Below are 19549 nucleotides of genomic sequence, written 5' to 3'. Positions count from 1 at the left end.
TTATCTTCGTTTACGGACGCTTTTGAGACTTTTACGGGTGATCCGGCCAGTAATGCGTTTTACACTTGGGGGCAAAGCCACATTCCATTTTTGGCGCGCAGCCGATTCTGCCGCGCCCTGACCCTATTGAGGTGATATGAACGAGTCATACGTACTTGCTGAAGTCAGCAATGAGAACCAGACGCTGGTTGCGGTGGTTCAGCAAGATCACCGGGCAGCCTATTTTTATATCTATCCCGCCGAAGCCTACAGCGATCGCTATCAGGTGCGCGCCTGCTGGCTGCGCAACCTGGCCGCCGCGCCGCTGCAGGAAGATCGCGCCGCGCTGGAACAAGGGCAGCCGCCGATGCTGGCGGCGGAGTATTGCCGCAACCTGGAAGGCGAAGCGCCGCTGAACCCGGAAGGGCTGATGGTGGTGTGGAGCGAAAGCGACGACGGCGCGGCCCTGTGGTATTACGGCCAACTGCTGGCGGTGATCCCCGGCTGGAGTCTGTATATCGACCATTCGGTGTGCTATTCCGCCAGCTGCATCAAGGAGAGCCCACTGGCTTATCCGCTCGGCTCGGCCTCGACCAACACCCAGTATGCGCAGGCGGAGAGCACCCGCCAGTTCTGGCGCAGCTGGCAGCGTGAAGAGGGCAACCCGTGGCCGAAGATGCAGCGCGATTTTCAGGCGCGCTATGAGCCGCATTTTGGCCCTTCGGTGAAGTACTACGCCATCGATCAGGGCAAGTGGCCGCCGATGGCCATCACCCAGCACGAGCGCGACGGCATTTATTACTTCCTCACCATGGGGGTCAGCATCCGGCCGATGCCGTGGGTGGAGATCCTGTTCAATGACGAGGCTTCGCGCTATCGCCGCATGGAGATGGCGATCGCCATCGACAGCCAATACATGACCGAAGACAACGCGGTGCAGATGGCCAGCGCACTGGCCGGTTTCGCGCACGCGCCATGGGCGCGGCTGACCTGGATCGGCGAAGGGCATACGCTGGAGTCGGACGTGGCGCCGCTGGGCTACGAGGGTTATATTTTATCGTCGTCCTTCTACCCGCATAGCGCGCACCTGGCTCTGCCGCAGCAGTACGGCGATCCGGTGAACCTGTTCTGGGCCAGCCCGGTGTTTACCGCCGAGCGGCAACTGGCGCACGCCACGCCGAACGGCGGGCACGATCTGGTGAACCGGCTGCGCGAGCAGGGCGTCGACCATATTTTCCGCCCGCGCCAGCCGGTGTGCTGACGCTATTTATCTTCTCTTCGGGAGCCGCCATGACCACCGCGCTGTTGATTATCGATGTGCAGGAAGGATTGTTTACGCCGCCGCCGGCGGATGCCGCGGGCACCGTTGCGCGCATCAATCAGCTGAGCGAGCGCGCCCGCTTGGCGGGCGTGCCGGTTGTCGTGATTCAGCACCACACGCCGGACGATGAGCTGCGGCACGGCAGCGCCGCCTGGCAAGTGCTCGCGGCGCTAAAGGTGGCGCCGGGCGATCACCGGGTGGATAAAACCACGCCGGACTCGTTCCTGCGCACCTCGCTGGGCGCGTTACTGATCGCCCACGGCGTATCGCAGCTGGTGGTTTGCGGCTACTCCACGCCGTTTTGCATCGACACCACGGTGCGCAGCGCGGCGGCGCACGGTTATCCGGTGACGCTGGCCGCGGATGCCCACACCTGCCACGACAAACCCTATGCCGACGGTCTGCTGATCCGCACCCACCATAACGAGACGTTGTCGAATATCGAAAGCTTCGGCGTGCCGATCCGCGCCGTGCCCGCGGCGGACATCGTGTTCTGAGAACGGAAAAACGGGGGCTAACGCCCCCGTTCGTTATTTCAGGCCCGCCCGCCGCGCCGCCACTTTGGCCAGCGCGGCCCAGTCCAGCTCCGCATCCCCTTGCGCCATCGCGTCGAGGAAATTGTCTTTCAGCACCCCGGCGAACGGCATCGGCGTATGGCTGTCGGCCTCGGCAGCCAGCGCCAGCCCGACGTCCTTCAGCCCCAGCGCCAGCCGGAATCCGGCGGGGGAATACTTCTCGGCGGCGATCAGCGCGCCATAGCCTTGATAGGCCGGGGCGGCGAAGACGGTGCCGCTCAGCATCTGCAGGTAGTCGGCGCCGGACACGCCGTAGTTGCGCACCAGCGCGCTGCCTTCCGCCATCGCTTCAATGGCGCTGGCCAGCGTAAAGTTGGTGGCGATCTTGACGACGTTGGCCTGCGCCGGATCGGCACCGAAGTGCCAGGTTTTCTGGCCGAGGGCATCGAACAGCGGCTGCGCTTTCTTCAGGAGCCCGCTATCGCCGGCCGCCAGAATATTCAGCTTGCCGGCGGCCGCCACGTCGACCCGCCCCAGCACCGGCGCGGCGAGATAGCCGATGCCGTGTTCCTCATGCAGCGCCGTCAAACGCCTGGCGAGTTCGACCGAGATGGTCGCCATATTGATATGCAGCGCGCCCGGTTTCATCCGCTGCAGCAACCCGCTGCCCACCACCACCTGTTGCGTGGCGGCATCGTCGGCCAGCATGGTGATCAGCACGTCGGCATCGGCCAGCTGTTCCGGCCGTTCGGCCTGCCGCGCGCCGGCGCTCACCAGCGGCTGTGCCGCCTGCGGCGAACGGTTCCATACCGTTAAGGCGAAGCCCGCCTGCAACAGGTTGGCCGCCATGGCGCTGCCCATCCCACCCAGTCCGGCAAATCCGATCTTCATCATGCGCTCCTTTTTCAGGTTGAAGGTTTTACCCTAGCGCGCCAGGCCAGGAACGCAAATGTCGGAGTGTAACGCCGTCTTACGCGCCGGCGGCGGGCTATTGACGCGCTGCCGCTGCGGGTATACCTTGATGGCATGAATATATCGATGCACTCCACCCACAATCAGTCATGGTGGCGCCTCTTCTGAGGCGGCACGAGTATTCACATCTCTTTTTAATGCCGCCGGTTTGGCGGCATTATTTTTTGTGGCGTTGATCCGGCGGTCTACAGACCTTCAGGAGCACTGTCATGAGTTACACCATTCTTACCGGCGATCGCGCCACCGGCCCACTGCATTTAGGCCACTTCGTCGGCTCGCTGCGCCAGCGCGTCGAACTGCAGCACCAGCATAACCAAACGGTGATGGTGGCGGATCTGCAGGGCCTGACCGACAACGGCAACAACCCGCAAAAAATCAGCGCCAACGTGCTCAACGTAGTGGCCGACTATCTGGCGGTGGGCATCGATCCGCACAAGACCACGATCTGCCTGCAGTCGGCGCTGCCGGCGTTGGCCGAGCTGACGATGTACTACCTCAACCTGGTCAGCGTGGCGCGGCTGGAACGCAACCCGACGGTGAAAAACGAAATCGCCGAGAAGGATTTCGCTCGCAGCCTGCCGGCCGGTTTTTTGATTTATCCGGTCAGCCAGGCGGCGGACATCACCGCCTTTGGCGCCACCCACGTGCCGGTCGGCGAGGATCAGCTGCCGATGCTGGAGCAAACCAATGAGATCGTGCGGCGTTTCAACCACATCGTCGGCCAACCGATATTAACGGAGTGCCAGCCGTTGTTGAGCAACGTCGGGCGTCTGCCGGGGCTGGACGGGCAGGGCAAGATGTCGAAATCGCGCGGCAACGCCATCCAGCTTGGCGCTGGCGCCGACGAGGTGCACAAGGCGGTGATGAGCATGTTCACCGACCCCGGCCATCTCAACGTCAGCGATCCCGGCCGGGTGGAGGGCAACATGGTGTTCACCTACCTGGACGCCTTCTGCGAAGACGCCGCGCTGGTAGCGGAGCTGAAGGCGCATTACCGTCGCGGCGGGTTGGGGGACGTGAAAATCAAACGGCTGCTGGAGGATTGCCTGCAGAGCCTGCTTGAGCCGATCCGCACCCGCCGCGCCGAATTCATCGCCGATAAAGGCGAGCTGACGCGCATCCTGCAGCAGGGCACCCGCCGCGCGCATCAGGTCAGCCAGCAGACGCTGCAGCAGGTCAAGACGGCGCTGAGGCTGGACTTCTTCACCCTGGCGTGAGGCGAACGCCGGGGCGGCACGCGTCACGCCCCGGCCATAAAACGATCATCCCACTGTCATAAACTTATCCGTTAATAGGTGCCCATAATGATTAGCCACTGAAACCAGAGAAATCATATGGCTCAGGCACTGTTAAAATTGGCACAGCACGACTTTCCAGGGCAGCACGCCGCCGCATCCCGCAAAGTATTATCGGTAAAGGGACTCGGCAAGGCCTACAAAGCGCAGCAGCGCGTGCTGGATGACATCAATTTCGATCTGCACGCCGGCGAATTCGTGGCGGTGATCGGCCGTTCCGGCGCCGGCAAGTCCACGCTGCTGCACACTCTGAACGGCACCATTCCTTCCAGCTGCGGCGAGATGCTGCACTTCGAAGACGACGGCATCGCGCAGGATATCGCGCAACTGGCCGGCCGCCAGATGCGCCAGTGGCGCGCGCGCTGCGGCATGATCTTCCAGGACTTTTGCCTGGTGCCGCGGCTGGACGTGATGACCAACGTGCTGCTGGGCCGTCTGAGCCACACTTCAACCCTGAAATCCTTCTTCAAACTGTTCGATGACGCCGACCGCGCTCGCGCCATCGAGCTGTTGCAGTGGCTCAACATGCTGCCGCATGCGCTGCAGCGCGCCGAGAACCTCTCCGGCGGCCAGATGCAGCGCGTCGCCATCTGCCGCGCGCTGATGCAAAACCCGCAAATCCTGCTGGCCGATGAGCCGGTCGCGTCGCTCGATCCGAAAAACACCCGCCGCATCATGGACGCGCTGCAGAAAATCAGCGAAGACGGCATCGCGGTGATGGTGAATCTGCACTCGGTCGAACTGGTGAAAGAGTATTGCTCGCGGGTGATCGGCATCGCCCACGGGAAGATCGTGTTTGACGGGCATCCTTCGCAACTGAACGAACGGATCCTGCACCAGCTGTATGGCGAAGAAGCCAATCAGATCCATTGAAGCACTTTTGACCTTTACCCTTTACACACAAGGCACACCTGATGAAAAAAGTATTGAGTCTGACCACCCTGATGGCCGGCGCGATGATGGTATTTAATGCTGCCGCAGCGGATGCGCCGAAAGAGCTGAACCTGGGCATTCTCGGCGGCCAGAACGCCACCCAGCAGATCGGCGATAACCAGTGCGTGAAGCAGTTCCTGGACAAGGAGCTGAACGTCGATACCAAGCTGCGCAACTCGTCCGACTATTCCGGCGTGATCCAGGGCCTGCTGGGCGGCAAGATTGACCTGGTGCTGAGCATGTCGCCGTCGTCGTTCGCCTCGGTCTACATCAAGGATCCGAAAGCGGTAGACATCGTCGGCATCGCGGTCGATGACGTCGACCAGTCGCGCGGCTACCACTCGGTGGTGGTGGTGAAGGCCGGCAGCCCGTACCAGAAACTGGAAGACCTGAAGGGCAAGGCCATCGGCTTCGCCGATCCGGATTCCACCTCGGGCTTCCTGATCCCGAACCAGGCGTTTAAAAAGCTGTTCGGCGGCACGGTCGACAACAAATACAACAACACCTTCTCCAGCGTCACCTTCTCCGGCGGCCACGAGCAGGACATCCTCGGCGTGCTGAACGGCCAGTTCGAAGGCGCGGTGACCTGGGCGTCGATGATCGGCGACTACAACACCGGCTACACCAGCGGCGCGTTCACTCGCATGATCCGCATGGATCACCCGGACCTGATGAAGCAGATCCGCATCATCTGGCAGTCGCCGCTGATCCCGAACGGTCCGATCCTGGTGAGCAACTCGCTGCCGGCCGACTTCAAGGCCAAAGTGGTCACCGCCATCAAGAAGCTGGATAAAGACGATCACCAGTGCTTTATCAAAGCGATGGGCGGCAAACAACACATCGGCGACACCACCCTGGCGGAATACCAGACCATCATCGATATGAAGCGCGAGCTGACCAAAGGCGACCGTTAATTCCCGGCTGCCTCGGCCGTCCGAATGAAGGGGTTCAGCATGCTGAACCCCTTGTTCCATAAAGATGGAAGACCTCTTTTGAATACCGATTTCGCACACTATTACCAACGGATCCGCAGCAAGCAAAAGCGCGAAGCGCTGCTGTGGTCGCTCGGGTTGGTGGTGCTGTACCTGGGCGCCGGCAACCTCGCCGAGTTCAACCTGCACACCGTCTGGGTGTCTATTCCGCACTTCTTCGACTACCTGGCCGAAACCGTTCCGACGCTGCATTGGCCTCTGCTGTTCGCCGACGGGCGCACCGAAGGCTCGCTGGCCTACTGGGGTTACCGCCTGAACATCCAGCTGCCGCTGATCTGGGAGACTCTGCAGCTGGCGCTGGCGGCGACCATTTTCTCGGTATTGGTGGCGACCGTGCTGGCGTTTCTGGCGGCCGGCAACACCTATACCCCGGCCTCGGTGCGGCTGGCGATCCGCACGCTGGTGGCGTTTTTGCGCACCATGCCGGAGCTGGCGTGGGCGGTGATGTTCGTGATGGCGTTCGGCATCGGCGCCATTCCCGGCTTCCTGGCGCTGGCGCTGCACACCATCGGCAGCCTGACCAAGCTGTTCTACGAATCGATCGAAACCGCCTCCAACAAACCGGTGCGCGGGCTGGCGGCCTGCGGCGCCACGCCGCTGCAGCGCATGCGCTTTGGCCTGTGGCCGCAGGTGAAACCGGTGTTTCTCTCCTACAGCTTCATGCGGCTGGAGATCAACTTCCGTCAGTCGACCATTTTGGGGCTGGTGGGGGCGGGCGGCATCGGCCAGGAGCTGATGACCAACATTAAACTCGATCGCTACGATCAGGTCAGCATGACGCTGCTGCTGATCATCGTGGTGGTTTCCGTGCTCGACTACGTGTCGGGCGAGCTGCGCAAGCGCGTGGTGGAGGGGGCAAAATGATAGCGGGCACTCCGGCGTCGGCGGAAACGCTGCGCCAGTTGAAACAACAGCATCCGGCGATCTTCGCGCAGCAGGGGCGCTACCTGCGCACCGTCGGCCTGATCGCGCTGGCGATCGTGCTGTATTACGTGTTCTTCTTCCTGGTCTTCGGCATTACCTGGCCGCAGTTTATCAACGGTTGCCAGCAGCTGGGGCGCTATTTCCTGCGCATGTTCGTCTGGCACGACTTCGTCAACTGGCCGTTCATGTACTACTTCCAGCAGATTGGCATCACCATCGCCATCGTGTTCGCCGGCACCATCACCGCGTCGCTGATCGCGCTGCCGCTGTCGTTTTTCGCCGCGCGCAACGTGATGTCGACGCCGTTGCTGCGGCCGATCTCCGTGCTGGTGCGCCGCTTGCTGGACGTGCTGCGCGGCATCGACATGGCGATCTGGGGGCTGATCTTCGTGCGCGCCGTCGGCATGGGGCCGCTGGCCGGGGTGTTGGCGATCGTGATGCAGGACGTCGGGCTGCTGGGCAAACTGTACGCCGAAGGGCACGAGGCGGTGGACAAGTCCCCCAGCCGCGGCCTGACGGCGGTGGGCGCCAACGGGTTGCAGAAGCACCGCTACGGCATCTTCACCCAATCGTTCCCCACCTTCCTGGCGCTCAGCCTGTACCAGATCGAATCCAACACCCGTTCTGCGGCGGTGCTGGGCTTCGTCGGCGCCGGCGGCATCGGCCTGGTGTACGCGGAGAACATGCGGCTGTGGAACTGGGACGTGGTGATGTTCATCACCCTGATCCTGGTGGTAGTGGTGATGATCATGGACAAGGTCTCATCGATGCTGCGCAACAAGTACATCATCGGCGAAGACATCCCACTGTATCAGCAAAAAAGCCAAATCGATTGAGAAACCCCTTGCCGATCCCTATACTGCCGCACATTCAAGGTGTGCGGCCATACCCGTCATACTTGGAGCTGCCTCTTTGTTGGCTGCATTTGCGCGCTCCGGTCACATAGTTAACTATGCTCCGGGGGCTTACAAATTTGCCGCCGCGATGCAACTCCAATTATTTTGGGTATGGGGCATTTTTTTACAATGCGCACGTCCCCGTTAGACAAGTAAAGGCAATGCAATCCCATGATGAACAACGACGTGCTGCGCAGCGTGCGCTATATGCTGAGCATTAACAACGCCAAAATGGTCGAGATTATCAAACTGGACGATTTCGAGGTGGCGGTGTCGGCGATGGACGCTTACGTGATCAAAGAAGGCGAGCCGGGCTACGAGAAGTGCCCGGACGAAGTGATGGCGCACTTCCTCAACGGCCTGGTGTTCTTCAAGCGCGGTAAGGACGATAAGTTCCCGGCGCCGGCGGTTGAACTGCCGATCACCAATAACCTAGTGCTGAAAAAGCTGCGCGTGGCGTTCGAGCTGAAAGACACCGACATGCACCAGATCTTCACCGCGGTGGACTTCCGCATCTCCAAGCCGGAGCTGAGCGCGCTGTTCCGCAAAGAAGGCACCAAGAACTACCGCCCGTGCGGCGATCAGATGCTGCGCTACTTCCTCAAAGGGCTGGCGCAGCGCGTTCGCGGCGAGTAATACGCAACGTTCACCGAACATCGGGCGCAATCGCAAGGTTGCGCCTTTTTTATTGCCGCTCTCCCGCCTGCCGTTGTTGTACAGGCCCTCAGCCATCCGCCATCGATGGTGGGCGGGCCGCCCCTCCGGTTACTTTTCCAGGGTTCGTTCAATGTCGATTGAAACGTAAAATCCAGAGGAGTAATTCAATGGCTCAAATGTCAAAAGAAGATCCGCAGTTCAACGCAGGAAAAGCCGCCGCTCAGGCCAATGACGGCGGCGAATTCGTTGAATATACCCCTGAACAGTTCGGCGCCGTAGGCGATGGCCTGGCCGATGATCGAGAGGCTGTCAGCGCCATGTTCGCTAAAGTGGCTATCGACGCCGCTAAATCGATAAAAAAACGCCAGGTCAGAATGGCGAATGTTTATAGATTGACGCTGGGTACGGCTTGGCAGCCTTTGCAGATCCCCAGCAACTGTCATGTTTATGGCGGTGGTGAAATTCACCTGGATGACGATACGCCTCAAATCAACATTTTTAATACCGTTGAGCAGTCGAATTTTATCGTAGAAGATCTGAGGATCACGAGAAAGGCGACCCAGAAAGATGCAGATCCTATTTGGTGGTATGCCACTCGCGCGTGTACCGGCATGGCTTTCACCCGTTGTGAAAACTTCACGGTGAGGAATTGCGTCATCAGTATGCATACTGATGCTTTAGGCCTTTCTGACTGTACGTCCGTTACTCTTGAGAACAATTTACTTAAAGATCTGGGAGAGGAACCTATCGCGGTTCGTGGCGGCCGCCATATCACGATCCAGAATAACGAGCTGACGAATCACCAGGGCGACGGGATCCTGCTGAAAACGGGCGTGAACAGAGAGGCTTATGACATCTTAATCGTGAACAATCATATTCACGATGGGCACAAGCCTGCGAAACCGGCAGGGGCAGGGCACACGCAAAGAGGGGGCGGGGTGACGCTCAATAACGAGGTGACCGGAACGCCTCATTCATTCACTAACCTGACCGTTGCCAATAACCATATTGTTAATACCAGCTATGGCATCGCACTGGGTGGAATCAGTGACATTAATATCTCTAATAACTATATCAAAACGATCGAAAGGTTCGGCATTCAGATAGACTATTCCTTAGTAAATAACCCCACCAAAATTCCTACGAATAATTCACGAATTATTGGGAATCACGTTGAAGATACCGTTGAGAATGGCATCGACTATCACGGAAATAACGATATTTCTGTCGCGGAGTCTGTTATCGCAGATAACTTTTTAAATTTCTGTGGTACCTCCACGGCGTCGGCCTTCAATGGCATTGCCGCAACGGAGGCGACCCTTTCAGGCAATATTATCAATAACTGTAAGGTCGCCCTGTTCGCCAATAGCTGCGTGATGACCGGCAACAAAATAACCAACTCCGGATGGACCAGCAGCCAGGTGTGGATCAAGCTCTATGGCGACCGCACGGTGTTTTCCGGCAATCGGGTAACGGACTCTGATTTTGGTTATATCCGCTTTTTGAATGGGAAAAACGCTATTATTGAAGGGAATGTGATTAAGCTTGCTGCGCCTGCCCGGGCACTGGAGTTAGGCGGGGCATTTGACGAAACGACCCTCATTGGCAAGAACGTCTGGGATTGCGCTTTTAAACCGATTCTCTCTACGATTGCTGGGGTAACGGGCAATCGACTTATTCAATATTCCTTCCCGAATGAAGGCGTGGACCACATTACCCCTCAGATGTTCGGTGCGAAGGGCGATTGGAATGATACAGCCGGCGTTGGAACGGATGATACGCAGGCGTTTAAACAGGCTATCGCCTATGCGATTAATCAAGGCTACAAGAAGCTCTATGTTCCTGCTGGCAACTATTACATTACGGATACGTTAAATTTAGGGGGGGAAAACTACACCGGAGATAAAGGCATTGCGATAGAGGGTGAAAATTGGATTAGTACGACATTCTTCTTTAAACCGACGTCTAATAATCATGCGTGTTTTGAGTCGAAAGGCGGTTCCGGGATCCATACCAACAGATATATCAGCGACGTGACGATTACGCCGTCCAAGGGTGCGTTATATACGGGCACCGGCTATCGGATCAATGGTTCCTGCTTCATGCGGCATGAAAGACTGCTGATTATGAAATTTTTTGTGAACCTACATCTGTTGAATGGCTATGCCGGTGCGTTTACCGAGTTCGTAAGTTTTCACTCTTGCCGGTTCCACCGCGGCCTGTCCAACATATTGATGGAGAGCAATGGCGGGGATAGCTCCTTCCACGGCGTGGGGTTCCACGAAATTCAATGTCAGATCAAAGTCTCCGGCAATCCGGGCGATGGTGGCACAAATACGGATGCCGGCGTGGGGCTGGAGCTGAGAGGAAACGCCAACACGGTGCGGTGGTACAATGGTTTCTGTTATATCCACCTGTTCGGCGGCGTCGGCGCTACGGCGATTAAACTCACCCGAACCAACACCAATAACATCCTGGGGCAGTTTACTTGCGAAGGTGAAACCATTCTTCAGAGTGATGGAAGCACCTTTGAATGTCGAGGCGGTTTCTATAACGTGAGTAATACCACTTACAATGTGGCGGCAGAGCCGGTAAACGGCATCGCGGCGGCATTTGTGTTTGATAACATGATGAGCAATACGGCAAGATTCGCCAACGCGGCAATCGCCGATATGGCTCCGAGGCAGCTTCCGTGGTCCTTGGCGGACAGGGTCAGCAATGGCGCTTATCCAGCCATTTTTCATGGCATCAAGGGTGAATCCGATAACCTGTTCTATGCCGCCAGAGGGGGGAATACCAACTACCATTACTTTGGCGGCATTTCTCCAGGCAATAGCCTTCAGGGGTTTGAACCAGGCGTAAGACTGGCTCAGGACGGGGCTTCTTTCATTAGTTTTGCACCTAAGTTTACGCTTGGCGCTAATAACAATACGACCAGCAGTGGCGTATCCATCTCCCCCGCGGATTTTTCGCCGCAGAAGGATATCGCGACCGCCTTAGGACAACCTTCATTCAAATGGAGCGGGTTGTACACTAAGCAGTTAACGGTTGCGGATAATGGCATTTACCCGGCCGGCAACGGCGCTTACCCTATTGGTGGGCCGAATAACCAATTCTCCTCTGGCCACATAAAAGTGGTGAATATTTATGATTCAGCAAACGTGAACGGAGACCCCATAGGTGTCAGAGTCGCCGTCCCCGCTTCGGCCGCCGCCCCCGGTAAAGTCGGCCAATGGTCGGCAGACGCCGCATTCTTTTATGTTTGTACGGCGGCCAATACCTGGAGAAGGATCACGTTAGAAAACTGGTAGCAACCTGGCCTGCAACATATTGCGTATTGATCTCCATCGGCCTCCCGGGGCGGCGAGTGTCGTCGCCCCGATTTTTACGCTTTGCCATCCCGCCATTGCACTCTTTTTGTTCTCCCGTTGCGCGCCGTTGGTGCAGGCCGTTCACCGTCACTGTCATAAGTTTTAATTATAATTTATTGAAATCATGAGATTAAAAATTGGCACGCCGGTTGCTCTGTTGAATCCCATCTTGTGTACCAGATGGAATTCAGCCGATGAGCGACCCTGTTGAAGCGTGCGGTTTTACCCTCAGTGAATGGCAGCACCATTATCAAACCCGTCCGGCGGGCGAGCGTCTCGCCTGCGTCAGCGCGACGATCGAAACGCTGATCGCCGGGCTGAACCCGGACGATAACGCCTGGCTGTATCTCGCCACGCCGGCGCAGCGCGAGCAGCAGTATCGGCAGCTGGCGCAACGGCTGGAAGCGGTCGCCGGCGATCTCAGCCGCCTGCCGCTGTTCGGCGTGCCCTTTGCCATCAAAGACAATATCGACGTCGGCGGCTGGCCGACCAGCGCCGCCTGCCCGGCGTTCACCTATCAAGCCGCGGCGGACGCCACCGTGGTCGCCCATCTGCGCGCCGCCGGGGCGATCGCACTCGGTAAAACCAACCTCGACCAGTTCGCTACCGGGTTGGTGGGCACCCGCTCACCTTACGGCGCGGTGGTCAACAGCTTCGACAGCCGCTACGTCAGCGGCGGTTCCAGCTCCGGCTCCGCCTCGGTGGTGGCGCGCGGCCTGGTGCCGTTCGCGCTGGGCACCGACACCGCCGGTTCGGGGCGCGTGCCCGCCGGGTTCAACAACATCGTCGGGCTGAAGCCGACCAAGGGCCGGTTGTCCAACCGCGGCGTGGTGCCGGCCTGCCGGTTGAACGATACAGTGTCGGTCTTCGCGCTGACGGTGGCCGATGCCGCACAGGTGGCGGAGCTGGCGAGCGGCTTTGACGCGGCAGATCCGTATTCCCGCCCCGATCCGCATACCGCGCCGGCGGATATTCCCGCCGCGCCGCGTTTCGCCATCCCCGCCCAGCTGGAGTTTTTCGGTGACGCTCAGGCTGAGCGGGCGTTTCACCGTGCGCTGGCGCAGCTGCAGGCGGGCGGCGCCACGCTGGAACCCCTCGATTTCGCGCCGTTTCGCACCCTGGCGGAGCAGCTGTATTACGGCCCCTGGGTGGCGGAGCGCACCGTGGCGATTGAGCAGGTGCTGGAAGCGAGCCCGCAGGCTATCGATCCGGTGGTGCGCGGCATCGTCGGCAACGGCCTGGGCTACAGCGCCTGCGACGCCTACAAGGCGGAATACCTGCGTGCCGAATTAGCGCGGCAGATCGCCCAGCGGCTGGCGTCGTTCGACGCGCTGGTGGTGCCGACCGCGCCCACTATTCGCACCCTGGCGGAGATGGCGCAGGAGCCGGTGCTGTTCAATTCGCAGTTCGGCACTTACACCAATTTCACCAACCTGGCCGATCTGAGCGCGCTGGCGCTGCCGGGACCGCTGCGCGAAGACGGGTTGCCGGCGGGCATTACCCTGATTGCGCCCGCCTGGCATGACCGGGCGCTGGCGGCGTTTGGCCTGCGCTGGCAACGGCAATGCGCCTTGCCGCTCGGCGCTATCGGCCGAGCATTGCCGCCGCAGCCCGCGCCGGCGCCGTCGGCGGGACATGTGCGTCTGGCGGTAGTGGGCGCTCACCTCAGCGGCATGCCGCTCAACGCCCAGCTGACGCAGCGCGACGCGGTGCGGGTGGAGCAAACCGTCACCGCCCCCTGCTATCGCCTGTATGCGCTGGCCGATACCGAGCCGCCGAAGCCGGGTCTGGCGCGCGTGGCGCAGGGGGCGGCGATCCGCGTTGAGCTGTGGGACATCCCGCTGGCCCGTTTCGGCGAGTTTATGGCGGAGATCCCGGCGCCCTTGGGCATCGGCACGCTGCTGCTGGCGGACGGCCGGCGGGTGAAGGGGTTTATCTGCGAAGCCTGGGCGCTGGAAGGCGCCACGGATATTACCGAGTCTGGCGGCTGGCGTGACTATCTCGCCGGCGTTAAGGGGGCATGAACATGTTTACTACCGTACTGATCGCTAACCGCGGAGAGATCGCCTGCCGCGCCATTCGCACCCTGAAACGCCTGGGCGTCACCAGCGTAGCGGTCTATTCCGACGCCGACCGCAATGCGCCGCACGTCACCGAGGCCGACAGGGCAGTGGCGCTCGGCGGCGACAAGGCCGCCGACAGCTACCTGCGCATCGACAAAATCCTCGCGGCGGCGGCGGCCACCGGCGCGCAGGCGATCTACCCCGGCTACGGCTTTTTGTCCGAGAGCGCCGAGTTTGCCGACGCCTGCGAGGCGGCGGGCATCGCCTTTATCGGCCCGACGGCGGCGCAGATCCGCGAGTTCGGCCTCAAGCACCGAGCGCGCGAGCTGGCGGCGTTGGCCGGAGTGCCGATGACGCCGGGCACCGGCTTGCTGGAGAGCGTCGAGCAGGCGGTTGCCGCCGCCGCGCGCATCGGCTACCCGGTGATGCTGAAAAGCACCGCCGGCGGTGGCGGCATCGGCCTGACGCGCTGTGACGATGAGGCGGCACTGCGCGACGCGTACGACAGCGTCAAACGGCTGGGAGAGCAGTTCTTCCGCGACGCCGGCGCCTTTATCGAACGCTTTGTCGATCGGGCGCGCCACGTCGAGGTACAGATTTTCGGCGACGGCCAGGGGCGGGTGGTGGCGCTCGGCGAGCGCGACTGCTCGCTGCAGCGCCGCAACCAAAAGGTGGTGGAAGAAACCCCGGCGCCGCACCTGCCAGCAGCGACCCGTCAAGCGCTGCATCGGGCGGCGGTGGCGCTGGGCGAATCGGTGAATTACCGCAGCGCCGGCACCGTGGAATTCATTTACGACGCCGCGCGCGACGAGTTTTACTTCCTGGAAGTGAACACCCGCTTACAGGTAGAGCACCCGATCACCGAGATGGTCACCGGCCTGGATCTGATCGAAGGCATGCTGCAGGTGGCGGCGGGCGACGCGCTGGATTGGGCGGCGCTGCAACGCGCGCCGCAGGGCGCGGCGATCGAAGTGCGCCTCTACGCCGAAGATCCGTTGAAAAACTTCCAGCCCAGCCCCGGCGTGCTGACTGAAGTGCATTTCCCCGCCGACGTGCGCCTCGACGGGTGGGTGGCGACCGGCAGCGAAGTCTCGGCGTTTTACGATCCGATGATCGCCAAGCTGATCGTGCACGGCGCTGACCGCGCGCAGGCGCTGGAAAAACTGCGCGTCGCGCTGGCGGCGACCCGTTTGCACGGTATCGCCACCAACCTCGATTATCTGCGACAGGTGATCGCCACGCCGCAATTTCAGCGCGGCGACGTTTGGACGCGCCTGCTGGACGATGTGCGTTTCCAGCCGCACTGCCTCGAAGTGCTGCAACCCGGCACCTACAGCAGCGTGCAGGATTATCCCGGCCGCCTCGGCTATTGGGACATCGGCGTACCGCCGTCCGGCCCGATGGACGACTTCGCGTTCCGGCTGGCCAACCGCATCGTCGGCAACCACCCGGCGGCCGCCGGGCTGGAGTTTACCCTGCAGGGGCCGACGCTGCGCTTTCATTGCGACGCCATCATCGCGCTGACGGGTGCCAGCTGCCCGGCCGACCTGGACGGCGAAGCGGTCGCTTACTGGCGACCGATCGCAGTGCGGGCTGGGCAGGTGCTGACGCTGGGGCGCGCCACGCACGGCTGCCGCACCTATTTGGCGGTACGCAACGGCTTTGACGTGCCGGTGTATCTCGGCAGCCGTTCCACCTTCGCGCTCGGGCAGTTCGGCGGCCACGCCGGGCGCACCTTGCGCGTGGCGGACATGCTGGCGATCGCTCAACCGGCGCTGGCGGCCTGCACCACGCCGGCGCCTATCGCCGCGCCACAGGCGATGGACGACAGCCTGATCCCGCACTACGGCGATCAGTGGCACATCGGCGTGCTGTACGGTCCGCACGGCGCGCCGGACTTTTTCACCGCTGAATCAATAGAGGCCTTCTTCGCCGCAGACTGGCAGGTGCATTACAACTCCAACCGCCTCGGCGTGCGCCTGGCGGGGCCGAAGCCCGAATGGGCGCGGGAGGACGGCGGCGAAGCCGGTTTGCATCCTTCCAACGTGCACGACTGCGAGTACGCCATCGGCGCGATCAATTTCACCGGCGACTTCCCGGTGATCCTGACCCGCGACGGGCCCAGCCTCGGCGGCTTCGTCTGCCCGGTGACCATCGCCAAGGCCGAGCTGTGGAAAGTGGGGCAGGTGAAGCCGGGCGACCGCATCCGGTTCCATCCGATCGGCTTTCGCCAGGCGCAGTCGCTGGAGCAGGCGCAGTTGGGCAGCATCGAAGCGCTGGCGGCGGTGAAGGCCATCACCCTGCCGCCGCCGGATCTGGCTCCGGCGGAGACCGTTTCCGCCGCGGTGCTGGCGGCGCTGCCGGCGGCGGAAGGGCGCCCGGCGGTGGCGTATCGCCAGGCGGGGGACGGTTACATTCTGATGGAGTACGGCGACAACGTGCTCGATCTGGCGCTGCGGCTGCGCATTCATCTGCTGATGCAGTCGCTGCGGCAGGAGGCGATACCGGGCGTGGCGGAGCTGGCGCCGGGCGTGCGTTCGCTGCAAATCCGCTACGACAGCCGGCAGATTAGCCAGGCCGATCTGCTGCAGCGCCTGCTGGCGCGCGAACGGGCGCTGGGGGACGTCAGCCGCCTGAAGGTGCCGACGCGCACCGTTTGGCTGCCGATGGCGTTCGAGGATTCGGCCACGCTGGGCGCGGTGGATCGCTATCAGCAGACGGTGCGTGCCTCGGCGCCCTGGCTGCCGAACAACGTCGATTTCATTCAGCGCATCAACGGTCTGAGCCAACGCGAGCAGGTGCGCGACATTCTGTTCGACGCCAGCTACCTGATCCTCGGGCTGGGGGACGTCTACCTCGGTGCACCCTGCGCGGTGCCGCTCGATCCGCGCCATCGCCTGCTGAGCTCCAAATACAACCCGGCGCGCACCCACACCGCCGAAGGAACGGTCGGCATCGGCGGCATGTACATGTGCATTTACGGCATGGATTCGCCGGGCGGTTACCAGCTGGTGGGGCGCACGCTGCCGATCTGGAACAAATTCCTCAAAAACCCGCAGTTCACCGCCGGTGAGCCCTGGCTGCTGCGCTTCTTCGATCAGGTGCGCTTCTACCCGGTCAGCGAGCAAGAACTGGACGAGCAGCGCGAAGCGTTCCGCGAAGGGCGCATGCAGGTGCGTATCGAAGAGAGCGAATTCGACTTCGCTGCCTACACCGATTTCCTGGCCGACAACGCCGAGGCGATCGCCGACTTCCAGCATCGCCAGCAGCAGGCGTTCAGCGCCGAAGTAGCGCGCTGGCGCAGCGATGACGACGAGGCCGAGGCGCAGCTGTTGCCGCCGGTTGAAGAAGACGCGATCGACGGCGATTTGGTCAGCGCCGATCTGAACGGCAGCGTGTGGAAGATCCTGGTGGAGCCGGGGCAGGCGGTGGCGGCCGGGCAGCCGCTGATCGTGGTCGAGGCGATGAAGATGGAATTGGCGGTCACCGCGCCGCGCGCCGGGATCGTCAAACGTATCAGCTGCCGGCAGGGGCGGCCGGTCGGGCCGGGCGACGCCCTGCTGTGGCTGGAAAAAGCGGTCTGAACGGAGAGGCGATGATGCAAATCACCAACGGGGAGCACAAGGCGCGGCCGGAGGGACTGGCGGAGCGCATTTATCTGCAGCTCAAGGCCGACATCTTCGAGTTTCGCCTGCTGCCGGGCGATCGCTTCAGCGAAAGCGACGTGGCGCAGCGCATGGCGGCCAGCCGCACGCCGGTGCGTCAGGCGCTGTTTCGGCTCGAGCGCGAAGGCTATGTCGAGGTGCTGTTTCGCAGCGGCTGGCAGGTGCGGCCGTTCGACTTCGCCTACTTCGAAGAGCTGTACGACCTGCGCATCGTGCTGGAACAAGAGGCGGTGAAACGGCTGTGCGAATGGCCGGCCGGGGAAACGCCGGCCGCGCTGGCGGCGCTGAGCCATTTTTGGACCGAAGCGCCGCGCCTGGCGGACGGCCAGGCGGTGTCGCAGCACGATGAGCAGTTTCATCAGGCGTTGGTGGCCGCGGCGGGCAACGGCGAAATGGCGCGCATTCACCGCGAGCTGACCGAAAAGATCCGCATCATTCGCCGGCTGGACTTCACCCAGCAGGCGCGGGTGGACGCCACCTACCGCGAACACGCCGCCATTTTGCAGGCGATCCTGCAGCGGCAAAGCGGGGCGGCGCAAGCGCTGCTCGGCGAGCATATCGCCGTCAGCAAGGCAGAGGTACGAAAAATAACGCTGCACATGTTGCATCAGGCGCGGGCCCAGCAGCCTGCGCGCTCGGCGCAACGATTTTGATTTCACACACATCAGGAGTTCGAACTATGCAACGTCGTCGTTTTATCAAAGCTTTTGCGCTGTCCGCCGCCGCTGTCGGCCTGGGCCTGGCCTGGAGCGCGCAGGCCGCCGATACCATCAAGGTCGGCATTCTGAGTTCGCTCTCCGGCACCATGGCGATTTCCGAAACGCCGCTGAAGGATGTGGCGCTGATGACCATCGACGAGATCAACGCCAAAGGCGGGGTGCTCGGTAAAAAGCTGGAGCCGGTGGTGGTGGATCCGGCCTCCAACTGGCCGCTGTTCGCCGAGAAGGCGCGCCAGCTGCTGAGCCAGGACAAGGTGGCGGCGGTGTTCGGCTGCTGGACCTCGGTGTCGCGCAAGTCGGTGTTACCGGTGTTTGAGGAGCTGAATGGGCTGCTGTTCTACCCGGTGCAATACGAAGGCGAAGAGATGTCGCCGAACGTGTTCTATACCGGCGCGGCGCCGAACCAGCAGGCGATCCCGGCGGTGGAATACCTGCTGAGCGAGGACGGTGGCGGCGCCAAACGCTTCTTCCTGCTGGGCACCGATTACGTCTATCCGCGCACCACCAACAAGATCCTGCGCGCCTTCCTGCACAGCAAAGGCGTGCAGGACAAGGATATCGAAGAGGTCTACACGCCGTTCGGCTACAGCGATTACCAGACCATCGTCGCCAACATCAAGAAGTTTGCCGCCGGCGGCAACACGGCGGTGATCTCCACCATCAACGGCGACTCCAACGTGCCGTTCTACAAAGAACTCGCCAACCAGGGCGTCAAGGCCACCGACGTGCCGGTGATCGCCTTCTCGGTCGGCGAGGAAGAGCTGCGCGGCATCGACACCCAACCGCTGGTGGGCAACCTGGCGGCCTGGAACTACTTCGAATCGCTGGATAACCCGACCAACAAACAGTTTGTCAGCCAGTGGAAAGCCTACGCCAAGGCGCACAACCTGCCGAATTACGCCACTGCGGTCACCAACGATCCGATGGAGGCCACCTACGTCGGCCTCCACATGTGGGCGCAGGCGGTGGAAAAGGCCGGTACTACCGACGTCGATAAGGTGCGCGCGGCGATGGCCGGGCAAACCTTCGCCGCGCCGTCGGGCTTCACGCTGACCATGGACCAGACCAACCACCACCTGCACAAGCCGGTGATGATCGGCGAGATCGAGGGCAACGGCCAGTTCAACGTGGTGTGGCAGACCGAAGCGCCGGTGCGCGCGCAGCCGTGGAGCCCGTATATCGCCGGCAACGACAAGAAGCCGGATTACCCGGTGAAAGGCGGCAAGTAACGTCACTCAGCGCCGGCG

The 19549-nt window shown here is 61.6% G+C and carries 14 protein-coding genes; 13 read left to right on the top strand and 1 reads right to left on the bottom strand.

The window, feature by feature from the left end; genetic code table 11:
- Window positions 1-136 precede the first annotated feature (136 nt).
- Together ACYF6X_RS13585 and ACYF6X_RS13580 are read left to right on the top strand one after the other, a co-directional pair.
- Window positions 137-1240 carry a suppressor of fused domain protein gene (locus ACYF6X_RS13585; protein WP_038880072.1) on the top strand — a complete coding sequence of 368 codons (1104 nt, stop codon included), beginning with the start codon at window positions 137-139 and terminating at the stop codon, window positions 1238-1240.
- A gap of 29 nt (window positions 1241-1269) precedes the next feature.
- Window positions 1270-1797 carry a cysteine hydrolase family protein gene (locus ACYF6X_RS13580; protein WP_107227365.1) on the top strand — a complete coding sequence of 176 codons (528 nt, stop codon included), beginning with the start codon at window positions 1270-1272 and terminating at the stop codon, window positions 1795-1797.
- Window positions 1798-1830: 33 nt separating this feature from the next.
- Here the strand turns inward: ACYF6X_RS13580 and ACYF6X_RS13575 are convergent, their stop codons facing one another.
- Entirely contained in the window at window positions 1831-2706 is an 876-nt protein-coding gene (locus tag ACYF6X_RS13575) for an NAD(P)-dependent oxidoreductase (protein WP_130018468.1), read from the bottom strand.
- A gap of 290 nt (window positions 2707-2996) precedes the next feature.
- On the opposite strand from ACYF6X_RS13575, the gene trpS reads away from it, so the two are divergent.
- The 11 genes from trpS (at window position 2997) to urtA (ending at window position 19531) form a co-directional block, all read left to right on the top strand.
- Window positions 2997-4004, top strand: coding sequence for a tryptophan--tRNA ligase (gene trpS / locus ACYF6X_RS13570; protein ID WP_130018398.1), 1008 nt, complete (start codon window positions 2997-2999; stop codon window positions 4002-4004).
- A gap of 117 nt (window positions 4005-4121) precedes the next feature.
- Window positions 4122-4955, top strand: coding sequence for a phosphonate ABC transporter ATP-binding protein (phnC, locus tag ACYF6X_RS13565; RefSeq protein WP_130018399.1), 834 nt, complete (start codon window positions 4122-4124; stop codon window positions 4953-4955).
- A 41-nt stretch (window positions 4956-4996) separates the two neighbouring features.
- On the top strand, window positions 4997-5929 hold the full coding sequence (gene phnD / locus ACYF6X_RS13560; RefSeq protein ID WP_025302014.1) for a phosphonate ABC transporter substrate-binding protein: 933 nt from the start codon (window positions 4997-4999) through the stop codon (window positions 5927-5929).
- A gap of 78 nt (window positions 5930-6007) precedes the next feature.
- Window positions 6008-6871 (top strand): phosphonate ABC transporter, permease protein PhnE, encoded by an 864-nt coding sequence (gene phnE, locus ACYF6X_RS13555; protein WP_063991254.1) that lies wholly within the window; start codon window positions 6008-6010, stop codon window positions 6869-6871.
- Window positions 6868-7767 (top strand): phosphonate ABC transporter, permease protein PhnE, encoded by a 900-nt coding sequence (phnE, locus tag ACYF6X_RS13550; RefSeq protein WP_033637591.1) that lies wholly within the window; start codon window positions 6868-6870, stop codon window positions 7765-7767. Before phnE (ACYF6X_RS13555) ends, phnE (ACYF6X_RS13550) begins: the two co-directional genes overlap by 4 nt.
- 231 nt (window positions 7768-7998) lie before the next feature.
- Window positions 7999-8463, top strand: coding sequence for a YehS family protein (locus ACYF6X_RS13545; RefSeq protein WP_004939471.1), 465 nt, complete (start codon window positions 7999-8001; stop codon window positions 8461-8463).
- A gap of 188 nt (window positions 8464-8651) precedes the next feature.
- A complete protein-coding gene (locus ACYF6X_RS13540) occupies window positions 8652-11795 on the top strand; it encodes a right-handed parallel beta-helix repeat-containing protein (protein ID WP_130018400.1) in 3144 nt (1047 codons plus the stop codon).
- Between the two features lie 254 nt (window positions 11796-12049).
- On the top strand, window positions 12050-13879 hold the full coding sequence (gene atzF / locus ACYF6X_RS13535) for an allophanate hydrolase (protein WP_130018401.1): 1830 nt from the start codon (window positions 12050-12052) through the stop codon (window positions 13877-13879).
- Window positions 13880-13881: 2 nt separating this feature from the next.
- On the top strand, window positions 13882-17502 hold the full coding sequence (gene uca / locus ACYF6X_RS13530) for an urea carboxylase (RefSeq protein WP_130018402.1): 3621 nt from the start codon (window positions 13882-13884) through the stop codon (window positions 17500-17502).
- Between the two features lie 14 nt (window positions 17503-17516).
- Window positions 17517-18236 (top strand): GntR family transcriptional regulator, encoded by a 720-nt coding sequence (locus tag ACYF6X_RS13525; RefSeq protein WP_063991277.1) that lies wholly within the window; start codon window positions 17517-17519, stop codon window positions 18234-18236.
- 26 nt (window positions 18237-18262) lie between these two features.
- Window positions 18263-19531 carry an urea ABC transporter substrate-binding protein gene (urtA, locus tag ACYF6X_RS13520; protein ID WP_063991257.1) on the top strand — a complete coding sequence of 423 codons (1269 nt, stop codon included), beginning with the start codon at window positions 18263-18265 and terminating at the stop codon, window positions 19529-19531.
- The last annotated feature ends 18 nt before the right edge of the window (window positions 19532-19549 follow it).

This window comes from Serratia sp. ID 25-353, assembly GCF_054792795.1.
The sequence above is the reverse complement of the archived record's forward strand: the minus strand, read 5'-3'. Positions and strand labels throughout refer to the sequence as shown.

Coding starts and splice junctions, on each gene's coding strand:
- urtA (WP_063991257.1), top strand. CDS start 18,263: ATGCAACGTCGTCGTTTTATCAAAGCTTTTGCGCTGTCCGCCGCCGCT.
- ACYF6X_RS13580 (WP_107227365.1), top strand. CDS start 1,270: ATGACCACCGCGCTGTTGATTATCGATGTGCAGGAAGGATTGTTTACG.
- ACYF6X_RS13525 (WP_063991277.1), top strand. CDS start 17,517: ATGCAAATCACCAACGGGGAGCACAAGGCGCGGCCGGAGGGACTGGCG.
- atzF (WP_130018401.1), top strand. CDS start 12,050: ATGAGCGACCCTGTTGAAGCGTGCGGTTTTACCCTCAGTGAATGGCAG.
- ACYF6X_RS13575 (WP_130018468.1), bottom strand. CDS start 2,706: ATGAAGATCGGATTTGCCGGACTGGGTGGGATGGGCAGCGCCATGGCG.
- ACYF6X_RS13585 (WP_038880072.1), top strand. CDS start 137: ATGAACGAGTCATACGTACTTGCTGAAGTCAGCAATGAGAACCAGACG.
- phnE (WP_033637591.1), top strand. CDS start 6,868: ATGATAGCGGGCACTCCGGCGTCGGCGGAAACGCTGCGCCAGTTGAAA.
- trpS (WP_130018398.1), top strand. CDS start 2,997: ATGAGTTACACCATTCTTACCGGCGATCGCGCCACCGGCCCACTGCAT.
- uca (WP_130018402.1), top strand. CDS start 13,882: ATGTTTACTACCGTACTGATCGCTAACCGCGGAGAGATCGCCTGCCGC.
- phnD (WP_025302014.1), top strand. CDS start 4,997: ATGAAAAAAGTATTGAGTCTGACCACCCTGATGGCCGGCGCGATGATG.
- ACYF6X_RS13540 (WP_130018400.1), top strand. CDS start 8,652: ATGGCTCAAATGTCAAAAGAAGATCCGCAGTTCAACGCAGGAAAAGCC.
- phnC (WP_130018399.1), top strand. CDS start 4,122: ATGGCTCAGGCACTGTTAAAATTGGCACAGCACGACTTTCCAGGGCAG.
- ACYF6X_RS13545 (WP_004939471.1), top strand. CDS start 7,999: ATGATGAACAACGACGTGCTGCGCAGCGTGCGCTATATGCTGAGCATT.